This is a genomic window from Sphingobium sp., from assembly GCF_035511395.1.
Lineage (GTDB): Bacteria > Pseudomonadota > Alphaproteobacteria > Sphingomonadales > Sphingomonadaceae > Sphingobium.
Genome location: NZ_DATKFP010000126.1, coordinates 71,895 through 96,782, shown reverse-complemented (window position 1 = coordinate 96,782; position 24,888 = coordinate 71,895). Strand labels below are relative to the sequence as shown.

General features: G+C 65.2%; 22 protein-coding genes. 9 read left to right on the top strand and 13 right to left on the bottom strand.

Features of this window, described 5'->3' with window-relative positions; genetic code table 11:
* Window positions 1-137: 137 nt before the first annotated feature.
* Window positions 138-4,814, top strand: coding sequence for an NAD-glutamate dehydrogenase (locus tag VMR39_RS08470; protein WP_325415546.1), 4,677 nt, complete (start codon window positions 138-140; stop codon window positions 4,812-4,814).
* A 153-nt stretch (window positions 4,815-4,967) separates the two neighbouring features.
* Here the strand turns inward: VMR39_RS08470 and VMR39_RS08465 are convergent, their stop codons facing one another.
* Window positions 4,968-5,984 carry a VacJ family lipoprotein gene (locus VMR39_RS08465; RefSeq protein ID WP_325415545.1) on the bottom strand — a complete coding sequence of 339 codons (1,017 nt, stop codon included), beginning with the start codon at window positions 5,982-5,984 and terminating at the stop codon, window positions 4,968-4,970.
* Window positions 5,985-6,278: 294 nt separating this feature from the next.
* On the opposite strand from VMR39_RS08465, the gene VMR39_RS08460 reads away from it, so the two are divergent.
* The 4 genes from VMR39_RS08460 (at window position 6,279) to VMR39_RS08445 (ending at window position 9,358) form a co-directional block, all read left to right on the top strand.
* The gene (locus VMR39_RS08460; protein WP_325415544.1) at window positions 6,279-6,923 is read left to right on the top strand and encodes a PepSY-associated TM helix domain-containing protein; all 645 of its coding nucleotides are present in this window, start codon (window positions 6,279-6,281) and stop codon (window positions 6,921-6,923) included.
* A 13-nt stretch (window positions 6,924-6,936) separates the two neighbouring features.
* Complete coding sequence (locus VMR39_RS08455) at window positions 6,937-7,470, top strand: DUF2271 domain-containing protein (protein ID WP_325415543.1); 534 nt, start codon at window positions 6,937-6,939, stop codon at window positions 7,468-7,470.
* A 14-nt stretch (window positions 7,471-7,484) separates the two neighbouring features.
* The gene (locus VMR39_RS08450) at window positions 7,485-8,381 is read left to right on the top strand and encodes a DUF4198 domain-containing protein (RefSeq protein WP_325415542.1); all 897 of its coding nucleotides are present in this window, start codon (window positions 7,485-7,487) and stop codon (window positions 8,379-8,381) included.
* A 110-nt stretch (window positions 8,382-8,491) separates the two neighbouring features.
* Window positions 8,492-9,358 carry an FAD:protein FMN transferase gene (locus tag VMR39_RS08445; protein WP_325415540.1) on the top strand — a complete coding sequence of 289 codons (867 nt, stop codon included), beginning with the start codon at window positions 8,492-8,494 and terminating at the stop codon, window positions 9,356-9,358.
* A 354-nt stretch (window positions 9,359-9,712) separates the two neighbouring features.
* Here the strand turns inward: VMR39_RS08445 and VMR39_RS08440 are convergent, their stop codons facing one another.
* Entirely contained in the window at window positions 9,713-10,189 is a 477-nt protein-coding gene (locus tag VMR39_RS08440) for a hypothetical protein (protein WP_325415539.1), read from the bottom strand.
* Between the two features lie 242 nt (window positions 10,190-10,431).
* A complete protein-coding gene (locus tag VMR39_RS08435; RefSeq protein ID WP_325415538.1) occupies window positions 10,432-11,748 on the bottom strand; it encodes a hemolysin family protein in 1,317 nt (438 codons plus the stop codon).
* Window positions 11,749-11,897: 149 nt separating this feature from the next.
* Between VMR39_RS08435 and VMR39_RS08430 the strand changes: the two genes are divergently transcribed.
* The gene (locus tag VMR39_RS08430) at window positions 11,898-12,578 is read left to right on the top strand and encodes an OmpA family protein (RefSeq protein WP_325415537.1); all 681 of its coding nucleotides are present in this window, start codon (window positions 11,898-11,900) and stop codon (window positions 12,576-12,578) included.
* Window positions 12,579-12,692: 114 nt separating this feature from the next.
* On the opposite strand, the gene VMR39_RS08425 is transcribed toward VMR39_RS08430, so the two are convergent.
* Window positions 12,693-13,241, bottom strand: a complete 549-nt coding sequence (locus VMR39_RS08425; RefSeq protein ID WP_325415536.1) for a TetR-like C-terminal domain-containing protein — start codon at window positions 13,239-13,241, stop codon at window positions 12,693-12,695.
* A 63-nt stretch (window positions 13,242-13,304) separates the two neighbouring features.
* On the opposite strand from VMR39_RS08425, the gene VMR39_RS08420 reads away from it, so the two are divergent.
* Window positions 13,305-13,757, top strand: coding sequence for a monooxygenase family protein (locus VMR39_RS08420; RefSeq protein WP_325415535.1), 453 nt, complete (start codon window positions 13,305-13,307; stop codon window positions 13,755-13,757).
* Between the two features lie 60 nt (window positions 13,758-13,817).
* On the opposite strand, the gene VMR39_RS08415 is transcribed toward VMR39_RS08420, so the two are convergent.
* The 5 genes from VMR39_RS08415 to VMR39_RS08395 are packed head-to-tail and all read right to left on the bottom strand — an operon-like array spanning window position 13,818 to window position 16,603.
* Window positions 13,818-14,438 (bottom strand): MarC family protein, encoded by a 621-nt coding sequence (locus tag VMR39_RS08415; RefSeq protein WP_325415534.1) that lies wholly within the window; start codon window positions 14,436-14,438, stop codon window positions 13,818-13,820.
* Window positions 14,435-15,103 carry a hypothetical protein gene (locus VMR39_RS08410; protein ID WP_325415533.1) on the bottom strand — a complete coding sequence of 223 codons (669 nt, stop codon included), beginning with the start codon at window positions 15,101-15,103 and terminating at the stop codon, window positions 14,435-14,437. The genes VMR39_RS08415 and VMR39_RS08410 overlap by 4 nt, the downstream gene beginning before the upstream one ends.
* Complete coding sequence (gene folD, locus VMR39_RS08405; protein ID WP_325415531.1) at window positions 15,100-15,996, bottom strand: bifunctional methylenetetrahydrofolate dehydrogenase/methenyltetrahydrofolate cyclohydrolase FolD; 897 nt, start codon at window positions 15,994-15,996, stop codon at window positions 15,100-15,102. The genes VMR39_RS08410 and folD overlap by 4 nt, the downstream gene beginning before the upstream one ends.
* Entirely contained in the window at window positions 15,993-16,316 is a 324-nt protein-coding gene (locus VMR39_RS08400; protein WP_325415530.1) for a DUF167 family protein, read from the bottom strand. Before VMR39_RS08400 ends, folD begins: the two co-directional genes overlap by 4 nt.
* Entirely contained in the window at window positions 16,313-16,603 is a 291-nt protein-coding gene (locus VMR39_RS08395; RefSeq protein ID WP_325415529.1) for a YggT family protein, read from the bottom strand. The genes VMR39_RS08400 and VMR39_RS08395 overlap by 4 nt, the downstream gene beginning before the upstream one ends.
* 136 nt (window positions 16,604-16,739) lie before the next feature.
* Here VMR39_RS08395 and VMR39_RS08390 point away from each other — a divergent pair, with 136 nt between their 5' ends.
* Window positions 16,740-17,261 carry a GNAT family N-acetyltransferase gene (locus VMR39_RS08390; protein WP_325415528.1) on the top strand — a complete coding sequence of 174 codons (522 nt, stop codon included), beginning with the start codon at window positions 16,740-16,742 and terminating at the stop codon, window positions 17,259-17,261.
* Window positions 17,262-17,348: 87 nt separating this feature from the next.
* Here the strand turns inward: VMR39_RS08390 and argB are convergent, their stop codons facing one another.
* Both argB and VMR39_RS08380 read right to left on the bottom strand, forming a co-directional pair.
* Window positions 17,349-18,266, bottom strand: a complete 918-nt coding sequence (gene argB / locus VMR39_RS08385) for an acetylglutamate kinase (RefSeq protein WP_325415527.1) — start codon at window positions 18,264-18,266, stop codon at window positions 17,349-17,351.
* 25 nt (window positions 18,267-18,291) lie between these two features.
* Complete coding sequence (locus tag VMR39_RS08380) at window positions 18,292-18,924, bottom strand: queuosine precursor transporter (protein WP_325415526.1); 633 nt, start codon at window positions 18,922-18,924, stop codon at window positions 18,292-18,294.
* Between the two features lie 138 nt (window positions 18,925-19,062).
* Between VMR39_RS08380 and VMR39_RS08375 the strand changes: the two genes are divergently transcribed.
* Window positions 19,063-21,186 (top strand): prolyl oligopeptidase family serine peptidase, encoded by a 2,124-nt coding sequence (locus VMR39_RS08375; RefSeq protein ID WP_325415525.1) that lies wholly within the window; start codon window positions 19,063-19,065, stop codon window positions 21,184-21,186.
* A 38-nt stretch (window positions 21,187-21,224) separates the two neighbouring features.
* On the opposite strand, the gene VMR39_RS08370 is transcribed toward VMR39_RS08375, so the two are convergent.
* Both VMR39_RS08370 and VMR39_RS08365 read right to left on the bottom strand, forming a co-directional pair.
* Complete coding sequence (locus VMR39_RS08370; RefSeq protein ID WP_325415524.1) at window positions 21,225-22,742, bottom strand: Ppx/GppA family phosphatase; 1,518 nt, start codon at window positions 22,740-22,742, stop codon at window positions 21,225-21,227.
* A gap of 5 nt (window positions 22,743-22,747) precedes the next feature.
* Entirely contained in the window at window positions 22,748-24,886 is a 2,139-nt protein-coding gene (locus VMR39_RS08365; RefSeq protein WP_325415523.1) for an RNA degradosome polyphosphate kinase, read from the bottom strand.
* Between the last annotated feature and the right edge of the window lie 2 nt (window positions 24,887-24,888).

Below are 24,888 nucleotides of genomic sequence, written 5' to 3'. Positions count from 1 at the left end.
ATTTCGCTATCGTCTTGAGCCATACATCAGTCGGGCGCATATAGGCGCTCCAATGCAGAGGAGTCGCATGGCGGCCATCCAGCGCCTCCTCCGTCTTGACAGAAAAGCGGGGTCGACCCGCGCAAAGAGGTGAGCGAATGACGGCGCCGGCTGAGACGAAGATCAAGGAAGTCGATACTTTTATCCGTGAGGCGCTCGAAGCGGCGCTCGCACGCGGGGCCCTCCCCGGCGAGCGGGAGGGGTTCGATCCCACCGCCGTCGCCGAAGCGGCAGCCTTCCTCAGCCGCACTGCCAACGGCCGCAAGCACGGTCAGCCCGCCATCGCCATCGAAACGCTGGGCGAAGGTGCGACCGGTCGCTTCATGCGCGTCGCCATCGTGAATGACGACATGCCGTTCCTGGTGGATTCGATCGCCAACACCCTGTCGGCGGCCGACATCACCATCCATCGCCTGCTGCATCCGGTCCTATCCGTGGCGCGCGACGGCGACGGCGCGCTTTCGGCGATTCTGGACGACGATACGCCCGGCGCACGCCGCGAATCCATGATCTATATCGAGGCCGACCGTGCCGATGCGAAGGCGCGCCGCGCGCTGGAAAAGGCGCTGGAGGATACGCTCGCCGACGTGCGTGCCGCCGTGGCCGACTGGGCCACGATGCAGACCGCCATGGCCAATGACGCCGATGCGGTTCCCGATGAGGAAGGCGCCGCGCTGCTGCGCTGGTTCCTGGCACGCCATTTCACCCAGGTGGGTCATGAAATATTGCGCCGCGACGGCAGCAGCGAAGCCCGGCTGGGCATCTGCACCCGCCATGACAAGCCGTTGATCGCGCCGGCTTCGCTGGAAGCCGCCTTCACCTGGTTCGAGGAAGGCAAGCGCGTCCCCCTCATCATCAAGTCCAGCCGCCTGTCGCGCGTCCATCGCCAGGTGCTGCTCGATCTCATCATCGTCCCCATTCGCGACGGCCGCGAAGTCAAGGCGCTGTCGATCCACGCCGGCATGTGGACCAGTTCGGGCCTGTCGGCGACGCCGGACAAGGTACCGCTGCTCCGGTCCGCGCTGTCGACCCTGATGGACAAATTCGGCTTCGACCCGGCCGGCCATGCGGGCAAGACGCTGGCGCATGCGCTGACATCGCTGCCGCATGACATCACCATCGGTTTCGATCGCGAGACGCTGGAACGGCTGTCGCTCACCTTCATGTCGCTTAGCGACCGGCCGCGTCCGAAGCTGGCGCTCGCGACCAGCGCACTGGCCCGTCACCTCTATGCCTTCGTCTGGCTGCCGCGCGATGAGCTGTCGACCGCGCGCCGCGTGGCCATTCAGGACATGCTGTCGCAGGCGGCGAACGGCCCGGTGCTGAGCTGGTCGATCGCGCTTGAGGAAGGCGGCCTGGCACTGCTGCGCATCACGCTCGACCTGCGCGAAGGCGGCGTGGTGCCGGACGATGCCGCGCTCGATCATCAGCTCAAGCAGATGGTACGCGGCTGGGTGCCGGCGGTCGAGGAAGCGCTCGCCGAAACCGAGGAAGGCGGCCGCGCCGCTGCCCTTGCCCAGCGTTATGCCTCGGGCTTCCCGCTTGCCTATCGCAACGGCGCCGGCCCGGCCGAAGCCGCGATCGACATCCGCCTGATCCATGGCCTGTCGGGGGAAGGCGACAAGTCGATCCGCATCTACCGCAATCCCGAAGACAGCGTCGAGCGACTGCGCCTCAAACTCTACAGCCACGTCACCATCGCCCTGTCCGAAGTCGTCCCCGTCTTCGAGAATTTCGGCTTCCGCGTGATCGAGGAAATGACCACGCCGGTCGACGGCGGCGCGCTGGGCCATGTCCAGCGCTTCGTGCTGGAACTGCCCGCCGGCGGCAATGCCGACGCGGTGGTCAGCCGGGCCGAGGTCGTCACCGAAGCGATCGCACAAGTGCTGGAAGGCCGCGCCGAAAACGACCGGTTCAACGAACTGATCGTCACCGCCGGCCTTGCCCCCCGATCGGTCGTGCTGTTCCGCGCCCTCTATCGCTATCTGCGCCAGACCGGCATGGCCTATGGCATGGCGACCGTGGCCGACACGCTGCGCCGCGCGCAGGCCGTTGCGGCCAGCCTCGTCACTCTTTTCGAGGCGCTGCATGATCCCGCTGGCCGCGAAGGTGCCGACGACCGGATTGCAGAGGCGCAGGCCGCGATCGACGCAGGTCTGGAAAATGTCACCGCCATCGACGAGGATCGCGTGCTGCGCCTACTGCGCGCCGTCATCGTCGGCACGCTGCGTACCAACTTCTTCAGCAAGGCGGCGGCCGAAGCCATCGCCTTCAAGCTGGACAGCGCGCAGATACCTGGCCTCCCCGCTCCGCTCCCCTGGCGCGAAATCTGGGTCTACAGCCCCCGCGTCGAGGGCATCCACCTGCGCGCCGGCCCGGTCGCGCGTGGCGGCCTGCGCTGGTCCGATCGGCGCGACGATTTCCGCACCGAAATCCTGGGCCTGATGAAGGCGCAGCGCGTCAAGAACGCCGTCATCGTACCGACCGGCGCGAAGGGGGGCTTCTATCCCAAGCAACTGCCCAACCCGCAGATCGATCGCGACGCCTGGCTGGCGGAAGGCACCGAAAGCTACCGCATCTTCATCCGGGCGCTGCTGTCAGTCACCGACAATATCGTCAACGACAAGGTGAAGCACCCGGCGCAGGTCGTCATCCATGACGGCGAAGACCCCTATTTCGTGGTCGCCGCCGACAAGGGCACCGCGACCTTCAGCGATGTCGCCAACGCCATCGCGCTCGACCGCAAATTCTGGCTGGGCGACGCCTTCGCCAGCGGCGGCTCCAACGGTTACGATCACAAGGCGATGGGCATCACCGCGCGCGGCGCGTGGATCAGCGTGCAGCGTCACTTCGCCGAAATGGGCGTCGATGTGCAGAGCGAGCCGGTGCAGGTCGTGGGCTGCGGCGACATGTCGGGCGACGTGTTCGGCAACGGCATGCTGCTCAGCAAGGCGATCAAGCTGGTTGCCGCCTTCGACCATCGCCACATCTTCTTCGACCCAGCGCCCGATCCGGCCAAGAGCTGGGAGGAACGCAATCGCCTGTTCCAGCTTCCCCGGTCGAGCTGGGACGATTATGACAAGGCGCTCATTTCCAAGGGTGGCGGCGTCTTCCCGCGCAGCCTGAAGAGCATCGCGCTCACGCCGGAAATGCAGGAAATCCTGGGCGTCACCGACAAGGAAATGGAGCCGACCGCGCTCATTTCCGCGATCCTGAAGGCGCCTGCTGACCTGCTCTGGTTCGGTGGCATCGGCACCTATGTGAAGGCGGCCGCGCAGAGCCATGGCGATGTCGGCGATCCGGCCAACGACCGTCTGCGCGTCAACGCCGAACAGCTGCGCGTCAAGGTAATCGGCGAAGGCGCGAACCTGGGCACGACCCAGGCGGGCCGCATCGCCTTCTCCCTGCATGGCGGGCGGATCAACACCGACTTCATCGACAATTCGGCCGGCGTCGATTGCTCGGACAATGAAGTGAACATCAAGATCGCGCTCAACAAGGAAATGATGGAAGGCCGCCTGCCCTTCGAGGAGCGCAACAAGCTGCTCGAAAGCATGACCGATGCGGTCGGCGACATCGTGCTGGAGAATAACCGTCTCCAGGCGCTGGGTCTGTCCATCGCCGAAGCGGGCGGCGCGGCCGACCTCGCCTCCTATGTTCGCCTGATCGAGACGTTCGAGGAGACAGGCCGTCTGGATCGTCAGGTGGAAGGGCTGGCGGCCAACGATCAGTTGCTCCGCCGCGGGCAGGACGGTCAGGGGCTGACCCGCCCCGAACTCGCCGTGCTGCTCTCGACTGCCAAGCTCGCCTTGCAGGATGCGATCGAACAGGGCGATCTCGCCACCGACGCGACCATGGGCGCCGAACTTGCCGCCGCTTTCCCGCCTGCGATGCAGAAGAAGGAAGCGGATGCGATCGCGGCCCATGCGCTGAAGAAGGAAATCATCGCCACCAAGGTCGCGAACCGAATCGTCAACCGCCTCGGCCTCATCCACCCGTTCGAACTGGCGGAAGAGGAGGGCTGCTCGCTTGCCGACCTTGCCAGCGCTTTCCTCATCGCGGAACGGCTCTACGACATCGGCACGCTCTGGGCCGATATCGACGGGGCGGACATGTCGGAAGGCGCGCGCCTTGCGCTGTTCAGCGACATTGCCAGCGGCATGCGCGCGCAGATCGCGGACATTCTCCGCGCCCTGCCCGCCGGCGTGCTGCCTGCGCAGGGACATGACCGTCTGGCCGCGGGCGTCGGCAAGCTGGCGTCGCAGGTCGACGATCTGCTCACCAGCGAAGCCCAGCGGCGCACCAACGCCGTGACCGACCGCTTGCTTGGACTCGGCGCACCCGAAGCGCTGGCGCTGCGCACCGCCGGCCTGTTCAAACTGGATGGCGCGGTCGGCATTGCCGCCCTCGCCGCCCGCATGGATGTGGATGAAATCGCCCTGACCCGCGCGTTCACCCATCTGGGCGAAGCTGTCGGCATCGACTGGGTGCAGTCCGCCGCAGCCCGCATGGAACCGACCGATCCATGGGAGCGCCTGCTCATATCCGGCGTCGCCCGCGACATGCAGCAGGTCCGGCTCGACTTCCTGGCCCATGCAGGCGCGAAGAACAGCGGCAAGGATGTAGCCGCCCATGTCGAGCAATGGTTGCAGGCCAAGGGCGCGCGCGTCCGTCAGTTCCGCACGCTGGTCCAGCGCGCCAAGGCCGCCGCGACGCCCAATGTCGCGATGCTGGCCGAAATCGCCGGACAGGCGCGCGGCCTGCTCGGACGCTGATCGCCACCTTATAAAAAAAGGGCGCCATCCCAAGTGGATGGCGCCCTTTTTCATTATTCAGTCCAAGAACCGTTCGCTTTAAGCTAAGTCGATAAGCGAATAACGCTGTGCCTGCGTTTCTCGACTTCGCGCGAAACGAACGGATGTAAAAGCCTATTGCAGCGGCGTATCCGCTGCCGGCTCATCCTCGACGTCATAGCCATAAGTATCAGGCACCACCAGCTTGGGCGCATCCTTCTTGCCCGGCGTGCGGATATCTTCGCCATAGATGGGTACGAACTTCTCGTCGGACACGCGGCCGTGCAGCGCCTCGATCTCCGCCTTGCGCTGGCGTAGATACATGGTCTTATAGGCGGTATAGGGGTCGTCTTCCTTGCGGATCGCCTGGATCGTCTCGTCGAACGCGGCGCGCTCACCCAGCTGATTGAGGATCGTGGCGGGGATGACATATTCGGGCTTGAAAAACTTGCCGCCAAGAACGGCAGGCAGGATCATTTTGTCCGCAGTATCGCCTATAATGTCGCGCAGCGTGGTCGGCCCGACGATCGGCAGATACATATAAGGCCCCGGCCCGACGCCATAATAGCCCAGCGTATTGGCGATACCGTTGTTGCGATGGGGCAGGTGGAACGGCTTGCGCTTTGCGACGTCGAATAGGCCGACGAAACCCAGCGTCGTATTGACGCCGAAGCGCCCCGCCGTTTCGAACGCCTTGCCCGGCTTGAACTGGAGCAGATAGGCGGCCGCGACAATCGGCTCGCCCAGATTGGAGAAGAAGTTGCGCAACCCCTTGCGCACCGGGCGCGGCAACCCCTTGTTATAAGCCTTGGCCACCGGCTCCACCACGGCCTTGTCGACCGACTGCACCGCCTCGAAACTCTTGGCGTTCAGCTGTTCGAGCGGATCGCCTTTGGGCGCTCCTTTTTCGCCGGTAACGACGATATCCTGCGCCGGATCATCATCCGTGGCGGGCGGAACGGTCTGCACGACAGCCGGAGGCGGGACAACCGACGTAGACGCAGGCGCGGCTGGGTCCGTTACGACGCCCGCGGGCGCGGTGTCCTGCAACGCCCCGGCTTCGGCCACGGCCGCAACGGCCGGTTGCGGACCATCGGCTTCCGCCTGCGCCCCTATCATCATCATTCCCGCAGCAACGGCCGGCAACAGCATGCTCTTATCCTATCAACGGCCGCTGCTCGCTCTCCTGAAAGAACAGGCCGATCCACACCGCATGCCCGGTCATGTTTAACCCGTGTTACATGCAGCAAACACCGCGGCTAGTTGGGTAACCCCTGTCCGTCAATAGTTTCGCTCCGAAACCCGTCGCTCCCTGAACCGTGTCCATCGCGCAATATCGCCTCGCTTACATTTTGATACAAAATTGGTTCTGCGACTCGTTTGCAATTGCGAGTCGTTCGCGGTATGCGGACCGCCTCATTTCCCGCAGGACTTGCCGCTTCTCCGATGCACGGAACCGCCCGTATCCCGACCCAGAAAAAGAAGAGCGCCAAGGCATTCTGGCTGAAGCAGCTTCACACCTGGCATTGGGTCAGTTCGGCGATCAGCCTCATCGGCCTGCTACTCTTCGCCTTCACCGGGATAACGCTCAACCATGCCGCCGATGTCGAGGGTGCGCCCAAAACAGTGGAGAAAAGCGCGACGCTGCCCGCCGACCTGCTGAAGCAGGTCGCGCCCGACGACAAGCCCGACGCCAAGAAACCTTTGCCGGCGTCCATCGCCATATGGGTTGAAAAGACTATCGGCCAGAGCGGCGCGGGTGAGGCGGAATGGTCCGCCGACGAAGTCTACCTTGCCCTGCCACGCCCCGGCGGCGACGGCTGGGTCGCGATCGACCGGGTCAGCGGCGACGTCACCAGCGAAAGCACCAGCCGCGGCTGGATCAGCTATCTCAACGACCTGCACAAGGGCCGCAACGCCGGCACTGCGTGGAAATGGTTCATCGATATCTTTGCGGTCGCCTGCTTCCTCTTCGCCCTCACCGGCCTGCTGCTGCTTCAGCTGCATGCGAAGAAGCGTCCGACCACCTGGCCGATCGTAGCAGCCGGCCTCGCCATCCCGGCAATCCTCGCCATCATCTTCATCCATTAAAGGGGGACCAACCATGCAGATCCGCCACAGCCTGGCACTGACCGGCACCGCTGCGCTCGGTGCAGCCGGCGCCATCGCCGCGCCCGCCGGCGCCCAGACGATGAACGTCAGCGTCACCATTCCGCGCCTGTCGGTCGCCGAATATCACCGCCCCTATGTCGCCATCTGGATCGAGAAGGAGGGTGCAGCCCCCCGAAGCCTGTCGGTCTGGTACGACTATGACATGAAGAATGGCGAAGGCACCAAATGGCTGCGCGACGTACGCCAGTGGTGGCGCGCTTCCGGCCGGGCGATGCAGTTCCCGGCCGACGGCGTCACCGGCGCCACCCGCGCGCCGGGCGACCAGAAGATCGCCTTCACCGCCGGCAAGGGGCCGCTGGGCCAGCTTGCCCCCGGCAACTACACGCTGCTGATCGAGGCTGCGCGCGAAGTCGGCGGCCGCGAAGTCGTCCGCCTGCCCTTCGCCTGGCCACCCAGGCCCGGCGCGACCGTGAAGGCCGCCGGCAGCACCGAATTGGGCGCCATCGCCCTCAGCTTCGCCAAGTAACAGGGGAAAAGACCATGAAAGCCAGGTTCCTGATCGCGGGCGCGATCGTCGCCCTTTCGCTCGCCGGCGCGGCGCAGGCGCACCGCGCATGGATGCTGCCATCCGCCACCACCCTGTCGGGCAATGAAAGCTGGGTGACGGTGGACGCCGCCATTTCCAACGATCTTTTCTATTTCGAACATTTCCCGATGCAGACCGACAATGTCGCCGTCACCGAGCCTGACGGCAGCGTCGGCAAGATCGAGAATGCCGCCAAGGGCCGCTATCGCTCGACCTTTGACGTGCATCTGACCAAGCCCGGCACCTATCGCATCGCCAATGTGGCGACCGGCATCATGGGCAGCTATATGCTGAACGGCAAGCGCGAGCGGTTGCCGCGCGGCACCACCAAGGACAAGCTGGCCACCGCCATCCCCGCCGGCGCGACCGACGTACAGACCGCCGAAATGTCCAACCGCAACGAGATTTTCGTGACGCTGGGCGCGCCCACCACGACCGTCTTCAAGCCGGCCGGCGTGGGCATCGAACTGGTTCCTGTCACGCACCCGAACGACCTGGTGTCGGGCGAGGCGGCGACCTTCCAGTTCCTGCTCGACGGCAAGCCCGCCGCCGGCCTCAAGGTTACGGTCATCCCCGGCGGCATCCGCTATCGCGACGCGCTGGGCCAGATCGACCTCACCACCGACAAGGATGGCAAGGCGTCGGTCAAGTGGCCGCAGCCGGGCATGTACTGGCTGAACGCCAGCATCGGCGGCGGCCGCGAAGGCGGCCCCGGTGGTCCTGGCGGTGAAGGTGGCCCCAATGCCGGCCCCGGTGCCGGTGCGCCTCCGGCCCCGCGTCCCGAAGCGCCCGCCGGCCCGCCGCAGCGCCGCGCCGCCTACATCACGACGCTGGAAGTGCTGGCGCCCTGAACGACGCCAGGCATCCCGCTATCCGCATCGCGATAGCGCCCGACCTGTCGCCCGATCAATTTGGCGGGCGGCAGCGTCAGGGCGCTATCGTCGCATATGGCGGCCCCACCATGGGCACCAGCTGGTCGGCACAGATCGTGGCCCCGCCCGAAGGCTGCGCGGCAGCGATCGAGGCCGTGCTGGCGCGCATCATCGAGCAGATGAGCAACTGGGAGCCGGACAGCGCCATCAGCCGCTTCAACCGCGCGCCCGTGGGTGAATGGATGCCGCTGCCGACGGAACTGCTGACGGTGCTGCGCGCGGGACTGGACATGGCGCGCCTCTCCGGTGGCGCTTTCGATCCCGCGATCGGCCGGCTGGTCGACCGCTGGGGCTTCGGCCCCGCTGCAACCGCTCCTGCCCCCTATGCCATTGCCGCCCCCTGGACGCGGATCGAGGTCGAGCGCGGCCATGCCCGCCGCCTCGCCGATGTAACGCTCGATTTCTCGGGTATCGCCAAGGGCTTTGCCGTCGATGCCGTCGCGGAAGAATTGCGCGCATTGGGCGTCGCCAATTTCCTGGTCGAGATTGGCGGCGAACTGCGCGGCGACGGGATCAAGCCCGATATCCAGCCCTGGTGGGTCGATGTCGAAGCCCCGCCCGGCCTGACCGTGCCGACGCTCCGGGTCGCGCTCGGCAACCTCGCCATCGCCACTTCGGGCGACTATCGCCGTTTCCGCATGAAAGATGGCGCGCGCCTCTCCCACAGCATCGACCCCGCCGCCGGTGCGCCGATCGCGGAAGGCGTGGCGTCCGTCACCGTGCTGCATGACAGCGCCATGCTGGCCGATGCCTGGGCGACGGCGATCACCGTGATGGGACCGGAGCACGGCATGGCGCTCGCCACCCGCCATGCCCTGGCAGCGCGACTGGTCCTGCGGACCGAGGCGGGCGCGCAGGAATATATGACGCCCAGGCTGGCGGCGATGCTGAACTGAGCGAAATAGGAGATCGCGTCCCTAACTTCGCACATCTCCCGCCGATTTCGACATTTCAGAACAAATGTCGGAAATTTTATGTCGCGGGCAGTCGGTCTGTAAGCGTCTGATGCCGGGATATCAGATTGGGGGCATGTAGGACAGGGTGGTGGGTTTGGGTGGTTAGCGGGATGGCTTTTCCCAACCGTCATCCCCGCGCAGGCAGGGATCCATCTCCCCCGCCTTGTGCTTGGGGTGACGTCAGGAGATGGGTTCCCGCGTTGGCCTGCGGCTGCCCTTCGGGTCGCGGGAATGACGAAAAGGGTGGAGAGGGGACTGTCTGCTTCCGGTGATCGAAACCATGTAATCGGACGTTCAATCGAGCAGTGCCAGCGCCGCAAGGGTTTCGTCGCGTGTCGGACGCCAATCACCCTCACCTGCTACAAAACGTCCGCTATCGTCTTCCACAAAGTATATGGCATCCCGCACAGCGTCGTCTGCGAAGTCGAAGTCATCATTCATGACGATGCAATCTGCGACGTAGTTCGCCGCGTCGAAAGGCAACTGCCCATTGGCGACCGCCTCAAGTAGCCTACGCGCGCCGTCCCTTGTCACGAGATACAACGGGCCGTCAGAAATCACGATATGCCCGTGTGCAGTTGCCTCAAGAGATGCTCTAAAGGCCGCGACCTCAGCAGCTATCTCTGCGGCTAGAATTTCAGGTGTCACTATGCCTGACAAGAATCCGACGATTGAGGAGTGTTGCATTCGGCCAAACTGCATCGTTGGTCGAATGTCAGCAATCGTGAATTGCGCAGATCGCCGCTGACGGCACAAAATGGTCGGTTCCACCCGGTCCGCTTTCCCGCCCAAAACCGGACCTGCGACTGTCAGGGTTGTCCGGCACGAACCGGGCGGGTGAATCGCGATCGTGGGTGGACTGCGGATATTCCCTACGCTCGTCACCCCGGCCCTGAGCCGGGGTCCGGCTGCTTTTAGGGTTGGGCTTGGAAGAAGAAGCGGGATCCCGGCTCAGGGCCGGGATCACGTCGGATTAATGGCTGTTTCTGGCCGGTCCCGACCTCGTGCCGCTGTTACTGCGCCGCGACCAGCAGCTTGTCGATCTTGCGGCCGTCCATGTCGACGATCTCGAAACGCCAATTCTGGTCTTCGGCATAGTCGCCGACTTCGGGCAGGCGCCTGAGCAGCCACAGCACATGGCCCGCGACGGTCGCATAGTCGCGATCCTCCGACAGGTCGATGCCGATCCGATCGGCCAGCTGGTCAATCGACATCTGGCCCGACACCAGCAGGCTGCCATCCTCGCGCTCGACGACGTCCGGATCGTCGAACGGCTCGCGGTCCGACGCGAAGTGGCCGGCGATGGCGGACAGCAGGTCCGCCGGGGTCACGATCCCTTCGAAATGGCCATATTCGTCATGGACCATGACCATCGGCACATCGGAACGGCGCAGCACTTCGAGCGCATCCATCGCATCGACCTGATCGGGGACCACCTCCGCCCTGCGCATCAGCACTTCCAGATTCAGCGGTTCGCCCCGGAACAGCGCGGTCATGATGTCGCGCGCCTGGACGATGCCGATGATATCCTCCACCGACCCGCGCCCCACCGGCAGGCGGGTGTGCGGCGTGTCGAGCAGCTTGGCGCGGATCGTTTCCTCATCAGCGCCGATATCGATCCAGTCGACATCCATGCGCTGGGTCATCACCTCGCGCACCGGACGGTCGGCCAGCCGCACGACGCCCGAGATGATCGCCCGCTCGCTTTCCTCGATCACGCCGGACTTGCTCGCCTCCGCAACGATCAGGTGCAGTTCCTCGGCGGTGACATGGCTTTCCGATTCGCGGGTCAGGCCCATCAGCTTGAAGATCAGGCTGCTCGACGCATCCAGCACCCAGACGACCGGGGCGGTCAGCTTCGCCAGCCACAGCATCGGCGTCGCCACCAGAACCGCGATCGGTTCGGGCTGACGCAGCGCGAATTGCTTGGGCACCAGTTCACCGATTATCAGCGAGGCATAGGTAGTGAGGCCGATGACCAGCGCGAAGCCGAGATTTTCGGCGGTGTTGGGCGACAGGCCCAGCGCCTCCAGCCGCTCACCGGTCGGTCCGCCCAGGCTGGCGCCGGAATAGGCGCCCGAAATGATGCCGATCAGGGTGATGCCGATCTGGACGGTCGACAGGAACTTGCCGGGATCGGCTGCAAGCGCCAGCGCGGAACGCGCGCCGCTGCGTCCGGCCTTCTCCATCGCCTGCAAACGTGGCTTGCGGGCCGACACGATGGCCAGTTCCGACATGGCGAAGACGCCATTGATCGCAACAAGCACCAGAATGATGACGAGGTCTACCCAGGGAAAGGGCGTCGGATTGGGAGGGGGGATCGTGGCCATGGTGGTCAGTGTCCCCCTATAAACGCTAATCTTTCAATTTCACAACATCAGGATCAGCAAGAGTTCAGTTCGCTTGTGGAACAAAGATCATCGCTTGGTTATTGAAGGGGCATCCGCCTCGATCGGCGAAGAACAAGGGAACAGGATAAATGAGGATTTCTCACCGCATCATCGGCGCCGCGGGTCTGGCCGCGATGTTCGCTACCACCGCCTGCACCACCGATCCGCAGACGGGCCAGCGCAGCATTTCCAAGGCGGCGATCGGCGGCATTGGCGGCGCTCTGGGCGGCTATCTGCTGGGCGATCTGGTCGGCGGCCGCAACGACCGCACCGAAAAGATTCTGGGCGCGGGCATCGGCGCGGTCGCGGGTGCCGGCATCGGCGCCTATATGGACGCGCAGGAGCGCAAGCTGCGCGAGGAAACCGCCGGCACCGGCGTCGACGTCATTCGCGACGGCGACAATCTGCTGCTCCGTATGCCGTCGGGCATCACCTTCGCCTATGACAAGGCCGACGTGCAGCCGCAGTTTCAGCCGACGCTGAACGATGTCGCATCAGTCCTGGCGCAATATCCCAAGACCTATATCGACGTATACGGCCATACCGACAGCGACGGGTCGGACGCCTACAACCAGACCTTGTCGGAACGCCGCGCTCAGTCGGTCGCCAGTTATCTGGTGACGAAGGGTGTGCAGTCGGCCCGCATCGGCACGCGCGGCTATGGCGAGAGCCAGCCGATCGCCTCCAATGCGACCGAGGAAGGCAAGGCGTCCAACCGCCGCGTCGAAATCAAGATCGCGCCCGTCACCGAAGCCGACGTGAAGGGCTGATTTTTCCGCTCAGAGCATCGTGCGCAAAAGTGGGGAACCGGTTTTTGCGCTTAAAACGATTCGATAACAAAGACTTAGATCGCGCGACTTGCCTCGGATTTAACGCAGCGCGCTCTAGACGCGGGTGGTGAACGCCCGCGTCAGCAGCCCAAGCGCCGCCCGCTCCATTGCCGGATCGGGCGGCAGACGGCCATCCAGCGCCAAAGTCGCCAGGCCATGCACCAGCCCCCAGCAGGCCAGCGCGCCCGTTTCGCTCTCCGCCGGCACCAGTTCGGCCACCCGCGCCGCCATCAGCGCATAGGCGCCCTGGCATTGGTCGTGCGGCAGTTCCTTGCCTGCTCCATCGGCGAACATCAGGCGGAACAGCGCCGGATGACGGCGCGCGAAGGCGATATAGGCCAACCCCTGCCCCGTCAGCGCCTCCGCCGCATCGTCTGCCGAATCGGCACGCACCGCCTCTGCCTCCAGCATCGCGAAGCCGCGCAGCGCCACCGCCGCCATCAGCGCCGCCTTGTCGGCGAAGTGGCGGTAGGGCGCCATCGCCGACACCTGCGCCGCCCGTGCGACCGCGCGCAGGCTGACATCAGCATCGCCCGCCTCCAGCAAAGAAAGGGAGCAGTCCACCAATCGATCATGCAGGGACAGGGTCTGGGTCTGGGTCATGGTATGTTTACACCGTAATCAACACGCGCTATGTTTACAGCATAAACAGCATGGAGTCGTCTCATGCAAGTCCGTCAATCGGTCGATCTGGACGCCTATCCCGACCTCGTCATGATCCTGCTCGGTTTTCGTGTGTCGCGCCTGCGCGGCCTGCCAGCGCTGCTGCGGATCGGGAAGGGGCTGCGCATGATCGAGCGCGACCCGCCTGAAGGCCTGCTGGCGCATGAGCTGTTTTTCTTCGCGCTCAACCATGTCGGCATCCGCCAATATTGGCGCGACCTCGACAGCCTGGAGCGCTTCACCCGTTCGATGCCCCATGCCGGCTGGTGGCGCGATTTTGCCAAGGGGAATAATGGCGCGGGCTTCTGGCACGAAAGCTACAGCCGCAGCGGCGCGATGGAGGCAGTCTATATCGACATGCCGGAACCTGTCGGTTTCGGTCGCTTCGCCCCCTCGCTGGACCCGACCGGCCCGTTCCTGACCGCCCGCGCGCGGATGGCGCGCAGGGCGGCTTAGAGCGCCTTTTGCAGGCCGCGATCTTAACCAGCGATCGATGCCGATCGCTTGGGAATCGCCCTAAAAGCTCGCCTTGATCCCGTCGATCACGAACTGCGCCGCCAGCGCGGCGAGCAGCACGCCGAGCAGTCGGGTGATGACCGCCTCGATCCTGCGGCCCAGCATCGCCATCAGCGGTCCCGCCGCCAGCAGCGCGCCCAGCATCAGCGCCAGCGTCAGCACCACCGCGCCCAGCACGACGGCGCGTTCGGCGAGGCCATTGGCGCGCGACATCAGCAGCATGACCGTAGCGATCGATCCCGGCCCGGCAATCATCGGCATCGCCATGGGGAAGACGGACACGTCCTCCACATGCGGTTCTTCCGCGCTGATCTTTTCCGCCCGCTCCTCGCGCCGCTGGGTGCGCTTTTCGAACACCATGTCCATGGCGATCATGAACAGCATGATGCCGCCCGCGATGCGGAAACTGTCGAGCGCGATGCCCAGCACGCCCAGCAACTGCTTGCCCCACAGCGCGAAGACCAGCAGGATCGCGGCGGCGATGCCGACCGCGCGGATCGCCATCGCCCGGCGCTGCGCCTGGCTCGCGCCTGCGGTCAGGCTGGCGTAGATGGGGGCGCAACCCGGCGGATCGATCACCACGAACAGGGTGACGAAGGCGGACAGGAACAGGGCTGTCATGATCCAGCGTTCACCTTATCGTCGATCACGGTTTCATAGGCGGTGCCGGTCCACATCTTCACAGTGACGCGACGGCTGTTGTCGGCGGCGACATCGGCGCTCCACACCAGACTTTCGTCCGGCGGCGGCGCTACGTCGCCCTTGCCCGGCTTGCTGCCCGGAGGGGGCGTCGGCGGGCCATCAGGACGCGCGCCGCGCTTGCAGGTCGCGACCTTGCCGGTCAGAAATTCCGGCGCCTCGCGCGGGGTGGCAAGCGTGTCGCCATGGTCGAGAATCCAATGCCAGCGGCCCTTCTTGTCGCGGCGCCACAGGGTGGTGAAATAGCCGACCGATCCGTCCGGCCGTTTCCAGTTGCCGGTACTGGCAGCCAGATTGCCGTCGCAGGACACATAGACGATCGAGGGCGACCAGCTGACCGACTTCGGCGGATCAGCCTGTTTCCGGAGCCAGTCCTGCGCCAGCACCTTCTGCGGCACGAACATCACCGCATCCTCGGCGGCGGTTTCGCGGAAGGCAGTCCACTGCCCCTTGTCCTGCGCCAGCCGGTTGAAGGCGATTTCCGCCGCGATCACGGAACTCGGATCGGGCTGGAAGCGCAGGGGCGGCTTCGCCGCGACAAGCGCGACCGCCCCGAATGTCAGCAGCGCCAGCCGCGCCGCCGTCACAACCCCTCCGGCTTGGGCAATCCGACGCGGGCATGGGCGGCGACCAGCGTGTTGCGCAGAAGCACCGCGATCGTCATCGGCCCGACTCCGCCCGGCACCGGCGTGATGGCACGGACATGGGCCAGCGCCTCGGCCGTGGCGACGTCGCCGACGATGCGGCTCTTGCCCTCTTCCTCGGTATCGGCGACGCGGTTGATGCCGACGTCGATCACGGTCGCGCCGGGCTTGATCCATTCGCCCTTGACCATTTCGGCGCGGCCCACGGCGGCGACGACGATGTCGGCGCGATGGACGACGCTGGCGAGGTCATGGGTGCGGCTGTGCGCGATGGTGACGGTGGCGTTTTCCGCCAGCAGCAGCTGCGCCATCGGCTTGCCCACGATGTTGGAGCGGCCGACGACGACCGCCTCCATACCGCTAAGGTCGCCCAGCTCGTCCTTCAGCAGCATGATGCAGCCCATCGGCGTGCAGGGCACCAGCGCCTCCTGCCCGGTCGCGAGACGGCCGGCGTTGACGACATGGAATCCGTCCACATCCTTGGTCGGGTCGATTGCGCCGATCACCGCCGCTTCGTCGATATGTTTCGGAAGCGGCAGCTGGACCAATATGCCGTCCACGCGCTCGTCATGGTTCAGCTCCTCGATCAGGTCGAGAAGATCGTCCTCGCCGATGCTGTCGGGGCGCTTGAACTCGAAACTGTCCATGCCGACCGCGACGGTCATCTTGCCCTTGGAGCGGACATAGACGCTGCTCGCCGGGTCTTCGCCCACCAGCACCACGGCCAGACCCGGCTTGCGCCCCGCCGTTTCCGTGAAGGCCGCAACCCGATCGGCCACCTTGTCGCGCAATCCTGCCGCGAAGGCCTTGCCGTCGATGATCTTGCCGATGGTCATGTCTGTTCTACCCAGTTTTCGAGGAGGGCGGTCAAGCGCGCCAACGCACTGCCTCCGCCGATGATCCGCAACCGCTTTAGCCGGTTGGTGTCGCCCGATTCCAGCAAAATCGCGCCTTTCGACCAATCCAGCTGTTTCGCCAATAGTGCGATCAGCGCACCATTGGCCTTGCCCTTTTCCGGCACAGCGCGGACGCGGGCGGACAGCCAGTGCGCGCCATGCGCATCGGTCCAGCCGCCGCCTATTTCCTCCTTCGCCGATCCGGGGGTCAGCCGGATGCTGAGCAGCAGGTCGTCGCCGGACTGCGCATAGACGGTCACACCATGCCGAAGAGCGGCGGCAACACAGCCTGGCGGATGATCAGGATGGCGAGCAGCACGACCATCGGCGACAGGTCGAGTGCGCCAAGGTCCGGCATGACCCGGCGGATCGGATTGTAGATGGGCGCGGTCATCCGGTCGAGCGCGACCATCACGGTGCGGACGAAGTCATTGCCCATGTTGACGACGTTGAAGGCGATCAGCCAGCTCATGATCGCCTGGATGATGATGATCCACCACAGCACGTCCAGAAGGATGACGATGATCTGATAAAGGGCGTAGGACACAAGGGTCTCCGTTTGGATGCTTGCGGTCGCTCTAGCCGAGGCTGCACCCATGCCACAAGCATGGTGCGACGCAAAATCCACCAACGACAGGACAAATTCGTCCAGACTTGCCGGGATGGCACGCTATAGGGCTGGTATGAACTTTCGAGACGCCACACCCGCCGACGCCCCGCTGATCGCCGCCATCCATGTCGCAAGCTGGCGCATCGCCTATGCCCATATCATGGAGCCGGCCTATCTGGATGGCGGGATCGAGGCCGAGCGCCTCGCGACCTGGACGCAGCGGTTGGAAGCGCCCCGACCGGGACAGCGGATCATCATCGCGGAACGGGACGGAGAGGCGATCGGCTTCACCTGCGTGATCGGTGGCGGCGACGCGCGCTGGGGAACGCATGTCGACAATCTCCACGCTTTGCCTGCGGCTAAAGGAAGCGGTATCGGCACCGCGCTGCTCGGCGAAGCGGCCCGCTGGGGCATGGAAGGCTGGCCCGAGGCCGGGCTGTTCCTGTTCTGCTATAGCGCCAATATGGCCGCGCGCGGCTTCTATGCATCACGCGGCGGCGTGGAGGTCGAAGATCTGGACAAACCCGGCCCCGATGGCCGGACCCTGCCGGAAAAGCGGATCGCCTGGCGTGATCCGAGGATACTGATCCGCTAAAGACCTCCGTTCGTTTCGAGCATGTCGAGAAACGCTGGTACGGCGCTTCCCGCTTCTCGACTTCGCTCGAAGCGAACGGAGATTTTCTTACTTCCGCACCAGGGTGCCCGCGCCGCGGTCGGTAAAGATTTCCAGCAGCATCGCGTGCGGCACCCGGCCGTCGAGGATGACGGCGGCGTCCACCCCGCCCTCGATCGCACGGACGCAGGTTTCGAGCTTGGGGATCATGCCGCCGCTGATCGTGCCGTCGGCTTCCAGCCCGTGGATCGCGTCGGGATCGAGGTCGGTCAGCAACTGACCCTGCTTGTCGAGCACGCCTGCGACGTCGGTCAGCAGGAAGAAGCGCGATGCTTTCAATTCGGCCGCGATCGCACCGGCCATCGTGTCGGCATTCACATTATAGGTATGGCCGTCGGTGCCGATGCCCACCGGCGCGACGACCGGGATGATGCCATTCTGCGCCAGCGTATCGAGAATGCGGCGGTCGATCGAAACGGGATCGCCGACAAAGCCCAGATCGACATTGCGCTCGATCCCCGAATTGGGGTCCGCCTCGCGCTTGCCCAGCACCTTTTCGCACAGGACGAGACCGCCGTCCTTGCCCGAAATGCCGACTGCGCGCCCGCCCGCGCCGGCGATCCAGCCGACAATTTCCTTGTTGATGGAGCCGGCCAGCACCATTTCGGCAATCTTGGCGGTTTCGGCATCGGTGACGCGCAGGCCGCCGACGAATTGCGATTCGACGCCCAGCTTCTTGAGCATCGCGCCGATCTGCGGCCCGCCGCCATGGACGACGACGACATTGATGCCGACCGCCTTCATCAGCACGACATCCTCGGCAAAGTCGCGCGCCGCCTCAGGATCGCCCATGGCATGACCGCCATATTTCACGACGAACGTCTTGCCCGCATATCGCTGCATATAGGGCAGCGCCTCGACAAGGGTTTCGGCCTTCGCGAGGAGCGCGGGATCGGGAGCGTGCTTGCTGTTCATGCGCGCGCGCATACGGCCTTATGGCCCCCGCTGCAAGTTAGCGATCGAGCTTGCGCCCCAGCGAGACAGCCAGCGAGATGAGCGGCGGCACGAGAATGATCGACAGGATCACCTTGGTGATCATCTGCCCGACCATCAGGTCCATGATCGGCCGTTCGCCAAGGAAGGAAATGGTGATGAACAGCAAAGTGTCGACGATCTGCGACACGACGCTGGCGATCATGCCGCGCAGCCAGACCAGCTTGCCTTCGCCCCGCGCCAGCTTCGAGAAGATGAAGACGTTGAGCGTCTGCGACGTGCCGTAGGAGATGAGGCCCGCCAGCATCATGCGCGATCCCTGTCCCACGACGATCGGGAAGGCATCGACCGCTGGCGGATACATGCCCGGATCGTGCGGCAGCGCAATGACGATATGGATCAGCGCGGCGGACACCAGCAGCGGCACGAAGCCCAGCCGCACCAGCGCGGTCGCGGTCTTCTGGCCATGCAGTTCGGACACCGCGCTCGACAGGATCACCAGCAGCAGAAAGGCAAAGATGCCCGCTTCCACCGCGAGCGGCCCAAGCGCCACCTGCTTCACCCCCAATACGCCGGCCATGCAGACCATGCCGCCATAGAGAATGGAAAAGACGAAGAGAGAGCGGCTTATGGGCGCGTGGGTCGTGGTCATCGGCAGCCCTTACCGGGTTTCGGCCGGCTGGGAAAGATGAAGCTGACGGGAACGGCAAGGCCCGCCCGCTTCGACCCACCTGTCCTTTCCTACGATCGGGCTTGGCGATCCTGTGCCGTTTCGCCTATCGCCTGTGACATGACCTTTCCCGCGAAGCTCCGCTCGGGCCTGCTGGCGATCGCCATGGCCTCCACCCCCGCCTGGATCGCCGCCGCACCGGCCGCCACTGATGATCCCTATCTCTGGCTGGAGGATATCGAGGGCGCCAGGCCCATCGCCCAGGTCCAGCAGTGGAATGGCGAAACCGATCGGCTGCTGCGCGCCGCGCCGTCCTTCGAGAAGGATCGCGCCCGCGCCCGCGCCATCCTGGACGATGAAAGCCAGATCGCCCTGCCCGACCGGGTCATGGGCGATCAGGTCACGAACCTCTGGCGCGACGCGAAGAATCCGCGCGGCCTGTGGCGGTCGAGCGACCTGGCCTCCTATATCGCGGGCAAGCCGGTGTGGAAGACGATCATCGACGTCGATGCTCTGGGCAAGGCGGAGGGCAAGAGTTGGGTCTGGCACGGCGCGGACTGCCTCGCCCCCGATTATCGCCGCTGTCTCGTCTCGCTCAGTCCCGGCGGCACGGACGCCGACGTGGTGCGCGAGTTCGACCTGACGACCGGGCAGTTTGTCGAAGGCGGCTTCACCCTGCCTGAAGCCAAGAGCGACGTCGCCTGGCTCGACAGGGACACGCTGCTGGTCGCGACCGATTATGGCGCGGGCAGCCTCACCGATTCGGGCTATCCGCGCGTCGTGAAGAAATGGCGGCGCGGTACGCCGCTCGCCGCCGCCACCTTGGTCAGGGAAGGCATCGCCAGCGACATTTCCGTGCGCCCACGCGTAGAGCTGGATGGCGACCGGCGCTGGGCCTTCATCGATCGCAGTCTCAGCTTCTACAGCAACGAACTCTATCTGGAGGACGATAATGGCCGCCTGATCCGCACGCCGGTACCGGAAACGGCGGACATGCGCGGCTTGATCGAAGGGCAGATGATCGTGCTGCTGAACGATCCGCTGGGCGAGATTCCCGCCGGATCGCTCGTCTCCTGGCCGATCGCCGATGTCGCCGCCGGAAAGGCCGGCGCACCGCAGCTGATCCTGAAGCCGACCAAGACCACTGTAGTCGAGGAAGTGCGCGCCAGCGATCATGTCCTCTGGGTGAAGCAGCTCGACAATGTCTCCGGCGCGCTGCTGGCGATGACGCGCGACCCGGCCAGCGGCCGCTGGACCAGCCGCGCCGTGCCGCTGGCGGACAAGGCGACGGTGCATCTGGCCGGCACGGCGGACAGGCAGGATCTGGTCTTCGCCTCGGTCGAAGGGATGCTGACCCCGCCCAGCCTGATGGTCGCGGGCGCCGCCACCCCGGCGCGCACCATCCAGCAACTCCCCGCCCGCTTCGACGCCAGCCGGTTCAGCGTCGAACAGCGCTTCGCTACCTCGAAGGACGGCACCCGCGTCCCCTATTTCCTGGCGCGCAGGAAGGGCGTGACGGGACCGGTCCCGGCCTTCATCCACGCCTATGGCGGCTTCCGCGCGGCGCAGACGCCCACCTACCTCACCACCGAACCCTATCGCGCCGGGCCGCTGGGCCTGTTCTGGGTGGAGGATGGCAATGCCTATGTGCTCGCCAATATCCGGGGCGGCGGCGAATATGGCCCGACCTGGCATCAGGCGGCGCTGCGCGAAAAGCGGCAGAACGCCTTCGACGATCTGGCGGCGGTGGCCGAGGATCTGGTGAAGACCGGCGTGTCGACCAAGGGGCGCATCGGCATTTCCGGCCGCTCCAACGGCGGCGTGCTGGTCGGCGCGGCAATGACGCAGCGGCCCGACCTTTATGGCGCGGTCATCGCCGGATCGCCGCTGGAAGATATGCAGCGTTATTCGCACATGTCGGCGGGCGCATCCTGGGTCGCGGAATATGGCGATCCCGACAAGCCGGAGGATTGGGCGTTCCTCGGCAAATGGTCGCCCTACCAGAATGTGGAGCCGGGCGTGCATTACCCGCCAGCCTTCTTCTACCTGTCGACCAAGGATGACCGGGTGCATCCGGGCCATGCCCGCAAGATGGCGGCTAAGCTGAAGGCGACCGGCAGCACCGTCTATTATCATGAATATCTGGAAGGCGGCCATTCGGTCGGCGCCGACCATGCCGAGGACGCCGTTCGCGCCGCACTGCTCCACGCCTTCCTGACGAAGGAACTGGTCGAGAAGAAATGAGCCAGGGAGGGGCGGCCTGCCAGTCGCCCCGCCGGATATCAGCCGTTCAGCATCTGATATTTGACGCCCATCGCCTGGGCCAGATTGCGCAGGCGCCGTTCCACCGCCTCGCCATAGAGGTCCGCATCCTCGCCACGCAGATGCAGGTCGATCCGGTCGCCATCTCGTTCCAGACGGGAAAGGGCAAGCGGCCCCTCGACACCGCCCGACAGGCGCTGCGCCAGCCGGATCGCCAGTCCCCACAACGTCGCACGGCGCAGATCGTCGGGCTTGGCGATGCGGTCCAGTTCCAGCGGCGCGGTCATGCCACCGCCGAAATGGGTGTGCAGCGCCTGCCCCAGCATCGCCCGCTCGGCGGCGGTGATGCCGACCCAGTTGCTGTGCAGCGCGATCTCCACGCCCCGTTCGGCACGAAAGTCCGGGTTGGCGCGCCAACTGACATCGGCGAGCAGACAAGCCGCACGGCGGATACGGCGCGCGGCGGCGTCATCATCGGGAAAGAGCGGCGCGATCCAGCGGTCGATGCGGTCGCCATGACCACGGAAGCGCGCCTGCGCCTCCCCTTCCGCCTCCGCCGCGACCAGCAGCGGATCGTGGGCGCGAATATCCTCCGGCAGATCCTCGTAGAGCAGGCCTTCGCGCAGGCCATAGGCCGACACGATCAGCCGGCTCGATTTCAGCTGCCGCACCACGACTGACAGCAAGGCCGTCGCATCGGGCATGGTCGGCACACGCGATCCGGTCATCGCCGGAATTTGTTTCAGCCTCGTTCGATCGACATGCGACACGATCCGCGTCAACTGTTCGGCGCGGGCTGCGTCCATCTCATATTGATGGACCACCGGCAGCGGGAAATAGGTCAGCTGCATATCGAAGCGGGCGAGCGAGCGCCACGACCCGCCGACCAGGTAGAAGGGCAGGCCCGGCTCCGGCTTCCATCCGGCCTTGTCCAGCATCTTGGCGACGCAGCGCTCCAGCGCGCGCGGCCCCTTGGCGCGAATCTGCGGCAGGCGCAGCACGCCCAGCGGCAGCGATATGGTCTGTTCGACCGCGCCCTTGCGCACCCGCGCCAGTTCCAGGCTGCCCCCGCCCAGATCGCCGACGATGCCGTCCGCATTGGGAATGCCCGACAGCACACCCATCGCCGCGCCGATCGCTTCCTGCGCGCCGGTCAGCAGTTCGACGGTCAGGCCCATATCCTTCGCGCGGGCGATGAAGTCCGCGCCGTTGGTGGCATCGCGTACCGCAGCCGTGGCGACGCAGCGAATATCCGTCACCTTCATCGCGCGGCACAGATGGGCGAAGCGCCCCACTGCGCGCAAGCCGCGATCCATGGCTTCCGGCTCGATCGCGCCGGTCTTCGCCAGCGACGCGCCCAGACCCGCCATCACCTTTTCATTGAAAAGGATGAAAGGGATGCGGCGCGGCCCGTCATACACGACCAGGCGGACGCTGTTGGAGCCGATGTCGATGATGGCGGTGCGTGCATGGGCCGGCTGGGGTGACGTCACCATCTGTTCGGCGACGTCGCGAATCCGGCTCAGCATCGAATTCATGCGGTTCAGGCCCTTCCGCGCAGGCGCAGGGTCGGCACCGCTTCATTGTCGAATGCCGCGCCGCGCCCGGACAGCGACGGGTTGGTCATGAAGTAGCGGTGCAGGTTGAACGGCTTCTCGCCCGGCTCCAGCCGCGTGTAATGGCCGTCGCTGTCGAGCGACCAGCTCTGTTCGGTGTCGATCAGGTTGGCAACCATCACCTGATCGAGAATCTGGTCATGGACGGTCGCATTCTCGACCGGAGCGAGAAATTCGACGCGACGGTCGAAGTTGCGCGGCATCCAGTCGGCCGAACTGATATAGACCTTCGCGCCATTGTTTGGCAGCGCCTTGCCGTTGCCGAAGACGGTGATGCGGCTATGTTCCAGGAAGCGGCCGACGACCGACTTCACCCGGATATTTTCCGACATGCCCGGCACGCCCGGCCGCAGGCAGCATATGCCACGCACGATGAGGTCGATCTGCACCCCCGCATTGCTGGCGGCATAGAGTTTCTCGATGATCGCGGGGTCGACCAGGCTGTTCATCTTGGCCCAGATGGTCCCCGGCCGCCCGGCGCGGACATGCTCGATCTCCGCATCGATGCCAGCGCACAGCGTATCGCGCAGGTCGCGAGGCGACATGACCAGCTTTTCCAGCCGCTGCGGTTCGACATAGCCGGTGATGTAGTTGAACAGGGCGGCGGCGTCGCGGCTATAGGCCGGGTCGGCGGTGAAGAAGCTGAGGTCGGTGTATATGCGCGCCGTCACCGGATGATAATTGCCGGTCCCGAAATGGCAGTAGCTGCGGAACTGCTCGCCCTCGCGCCGGATCACCATCGAAATCTTGGCGTGGGTCTTCCAGTCGATGAAGCCATAGACCACCTGCACGCCCGCGCGTTCCAGCGCATCGGCCCACATGAGATTCTGTTCCTCGTCGAACCGCGCCTTCAGTTCGACCACGGCGGTGACGGACTTGCCCGCCTCCGCCGCGTCGATCAGCGCGCGGATGATCGCCGACTGCTTGCCCGCGCGATAGAGCGTCTGCTTGATCGCGACCACATCCGGGTCGGACGCCGCCTGCTTCAGGAAGGAAATGACGACGTCGAACGCCTCATAGGGATGGTGGACGACGATGTCCTTGGCGCGGATCGCGGCGAAACAGTCGCCGCCATATTCGCGGATGCGTTCGGGGAAGCGCGGCGCATAAGGCTCGAACTTCAGGTCGGGACGGTCGGTGTCGACGATGCCGCTGAGGTCGCCAATGCCGATGAAGCCCTCCACCTCGACGACGCTCGCCTCATGCCCCTGGAGCATGTCCTGGAGCATTTCCTCGACCGGCTCGGGAATACGCTCCTCTATCTCCATGCGGATCACGCGGCCGCGCCGGCGACGCTTGATCGCGCTGCGGAAATAGCGGACCAGATCCTCCGCCTCTTCCTCTATCTCGATATCGCTGTCGCGGATGATCCGGAACACGCCGCTGTTGCGGACGCGATAACCGGGGAAGAGATCGGCGGAAAAGCGCCGGATCACGGCCTCCAGCGCCATGTAGCGCGCAGGTTCGCCGGGAATGCGCACGAAGCGCGCGAGCGAGGACGGGATCATCACCAGTTCGCGGATCGGCTGCTTGTCCGACAGCCGTTCGAGGTCGAAGATGATCGACAGCCCCTGATTGGGGATGAAGGGGAAAGGGTGCGCCGGGTCCAGCGCCTGCGGCGTCAGGATCGGGAAGACCTGCGTCAGGAAATGTTCGTGCAACCAGGCGCCGCAGACCGAATCCATCTCGGCGGACGGGCCGATCACCTCGATGCCGACCTGTACCAGCTCGCCATGGAGCGCGCCCCACACCTTCTGCTGCGCGCGCATCAGGGTCGCGGTGCTGTCGGTGATGGCGGACAGTTGCTGCGCCGGGGTCAGCCCGTCAGCCGAGCGCATGTCCACATCCTGCAATTGCTGCCCCTTCAGACCCGCGACGCGGACGGAGAAGAATTCGTCCAGGTTCGCGCCCGATATCGACAGGAAGCGCAACCGTTCCAGCAGCGGATGGGCGCGGTTCATCGCCTCCTCCAGCACGCGCTGGTTGAAGGTCAGCCACGACAGTTCACGATTGAAATAGCGTTCGCCGGTGGGCGACAGGCTGGCGATGGGATCGGCTTCGGCCACGA

Coding starts and splice junctions, on each gene's coding strand:
- VMR39_RS08470 (WP_325415546.1), top strand. CDS start 138: ATGACGGCGCCGGCTGAGACGAAGATCAAGGAAGTCGATACTTTTATC.
- VMR39_RS08465 (WP_325415545.1), bottom strand. CDS start 5,984: ATGCTGTTGCCGGCCGTTGCTGCGGGAATGATGATGATAGGGGCGCAG.
- VMR39_RS08460 (WP_325415544.1), top strand. CDS start 6,279: ATGCACGGAACCGCCCGTATCCCGACCCAGAAAAAGAAGAGCGCCAAG.
- VMR39_RS08455 (WP_325415543.1), top strand. CDS start 6,937: ATGCAGATCCGCCACAGCCTGGCACTGACCGGCACCGCTGCGCTCGGT.
- VMR39_RS08450 (WP_325415542.1), top strand. CDS start 7,485: ATGAAAGCCAGGTTCCTGATCGCGGGCGCGATCGTCGCCCTTTCGCTC.
- VMR39_RS08445 (WP_325415540.1), top strand. CDS start 8,492: ATGGGCACCAGCTGGTCGGCACAGATCGTGGCCCCGCCCGAAGGCTGC.
- VMR39_RS08435 (WP_325415538.1), bottom strand. CDS start 11,748: ATGGCCACGATCCCCCCTCCCAATCCGACGCCCTTTCCCTGGGTAGAC.
- VMR39_RS08430 (WP_325415537.1), top strand. CDS start 11,898: ATGAGGATTTCTCACCGCATCATCGGCGCCGCGGGTCTGGCCGCGATG.
- VMR39_RS08425 (WP_325415536.1), bottom strand. CDS start 13,241: ATGACCCAGACCCAGACCCTGTCCCTGCATGATCGATTGGTGGACTGC.
- VMR39_RS08420 (WP_325415535.1), top strand. CDS start 13,305: ATGCAAGTCCGTCAATCGGTCGATCTGGACGCCTATCCCGACCTCGTC.
- VMR39_RS08415 (WP_325415534.1), bottom strand. CDS start 14,438: ATGACAGCCCTGTTCCTGTCCGCCTTCGTCACCCTGTTCGTGGTGATC.
- folD (WP_325415531.1), bottom strand. CDS start 15,996: ATGACCATCGGCAAGATCATCGACGGCAAGGCCTTCGCGGCAGGATTG.
- VMR39_RS08390 (WP_325415528.1), top strand. CDS start 16,740: ATGAACTTTCGAGACGCCACACCCGCCGACGCCCCGCTGATCGCCGCC.
- argB (WP_325415527.1), bottom strand. CDS start 18,266: ATGCGCGCGCGCATGAACAGCAAGCACGCTCCCGATCCCGCGCTCCTC.
- VMR39_RS08380 (WP_325415526.1), bottom strand. CDS start 18,924: ATGACCACGACCCACGCGCCCATAAGCCGCTCTCTCTTCGTCTTTTCC.
- VMR39_RS08375 (WP_325415525.1), top strand. CDS start 19,063: ATGACCTTTCCCGCGAAGCTCCGCTCGGGCCTGCTGGCGATCGCCATG.
- VMR39_RS08370 (WP_325415524.1), bottom strand. CDS start 22,742: ATGAATTCGATGCTGAGCCGGATTCGCGACGTCGCCGAACAGATGGTG.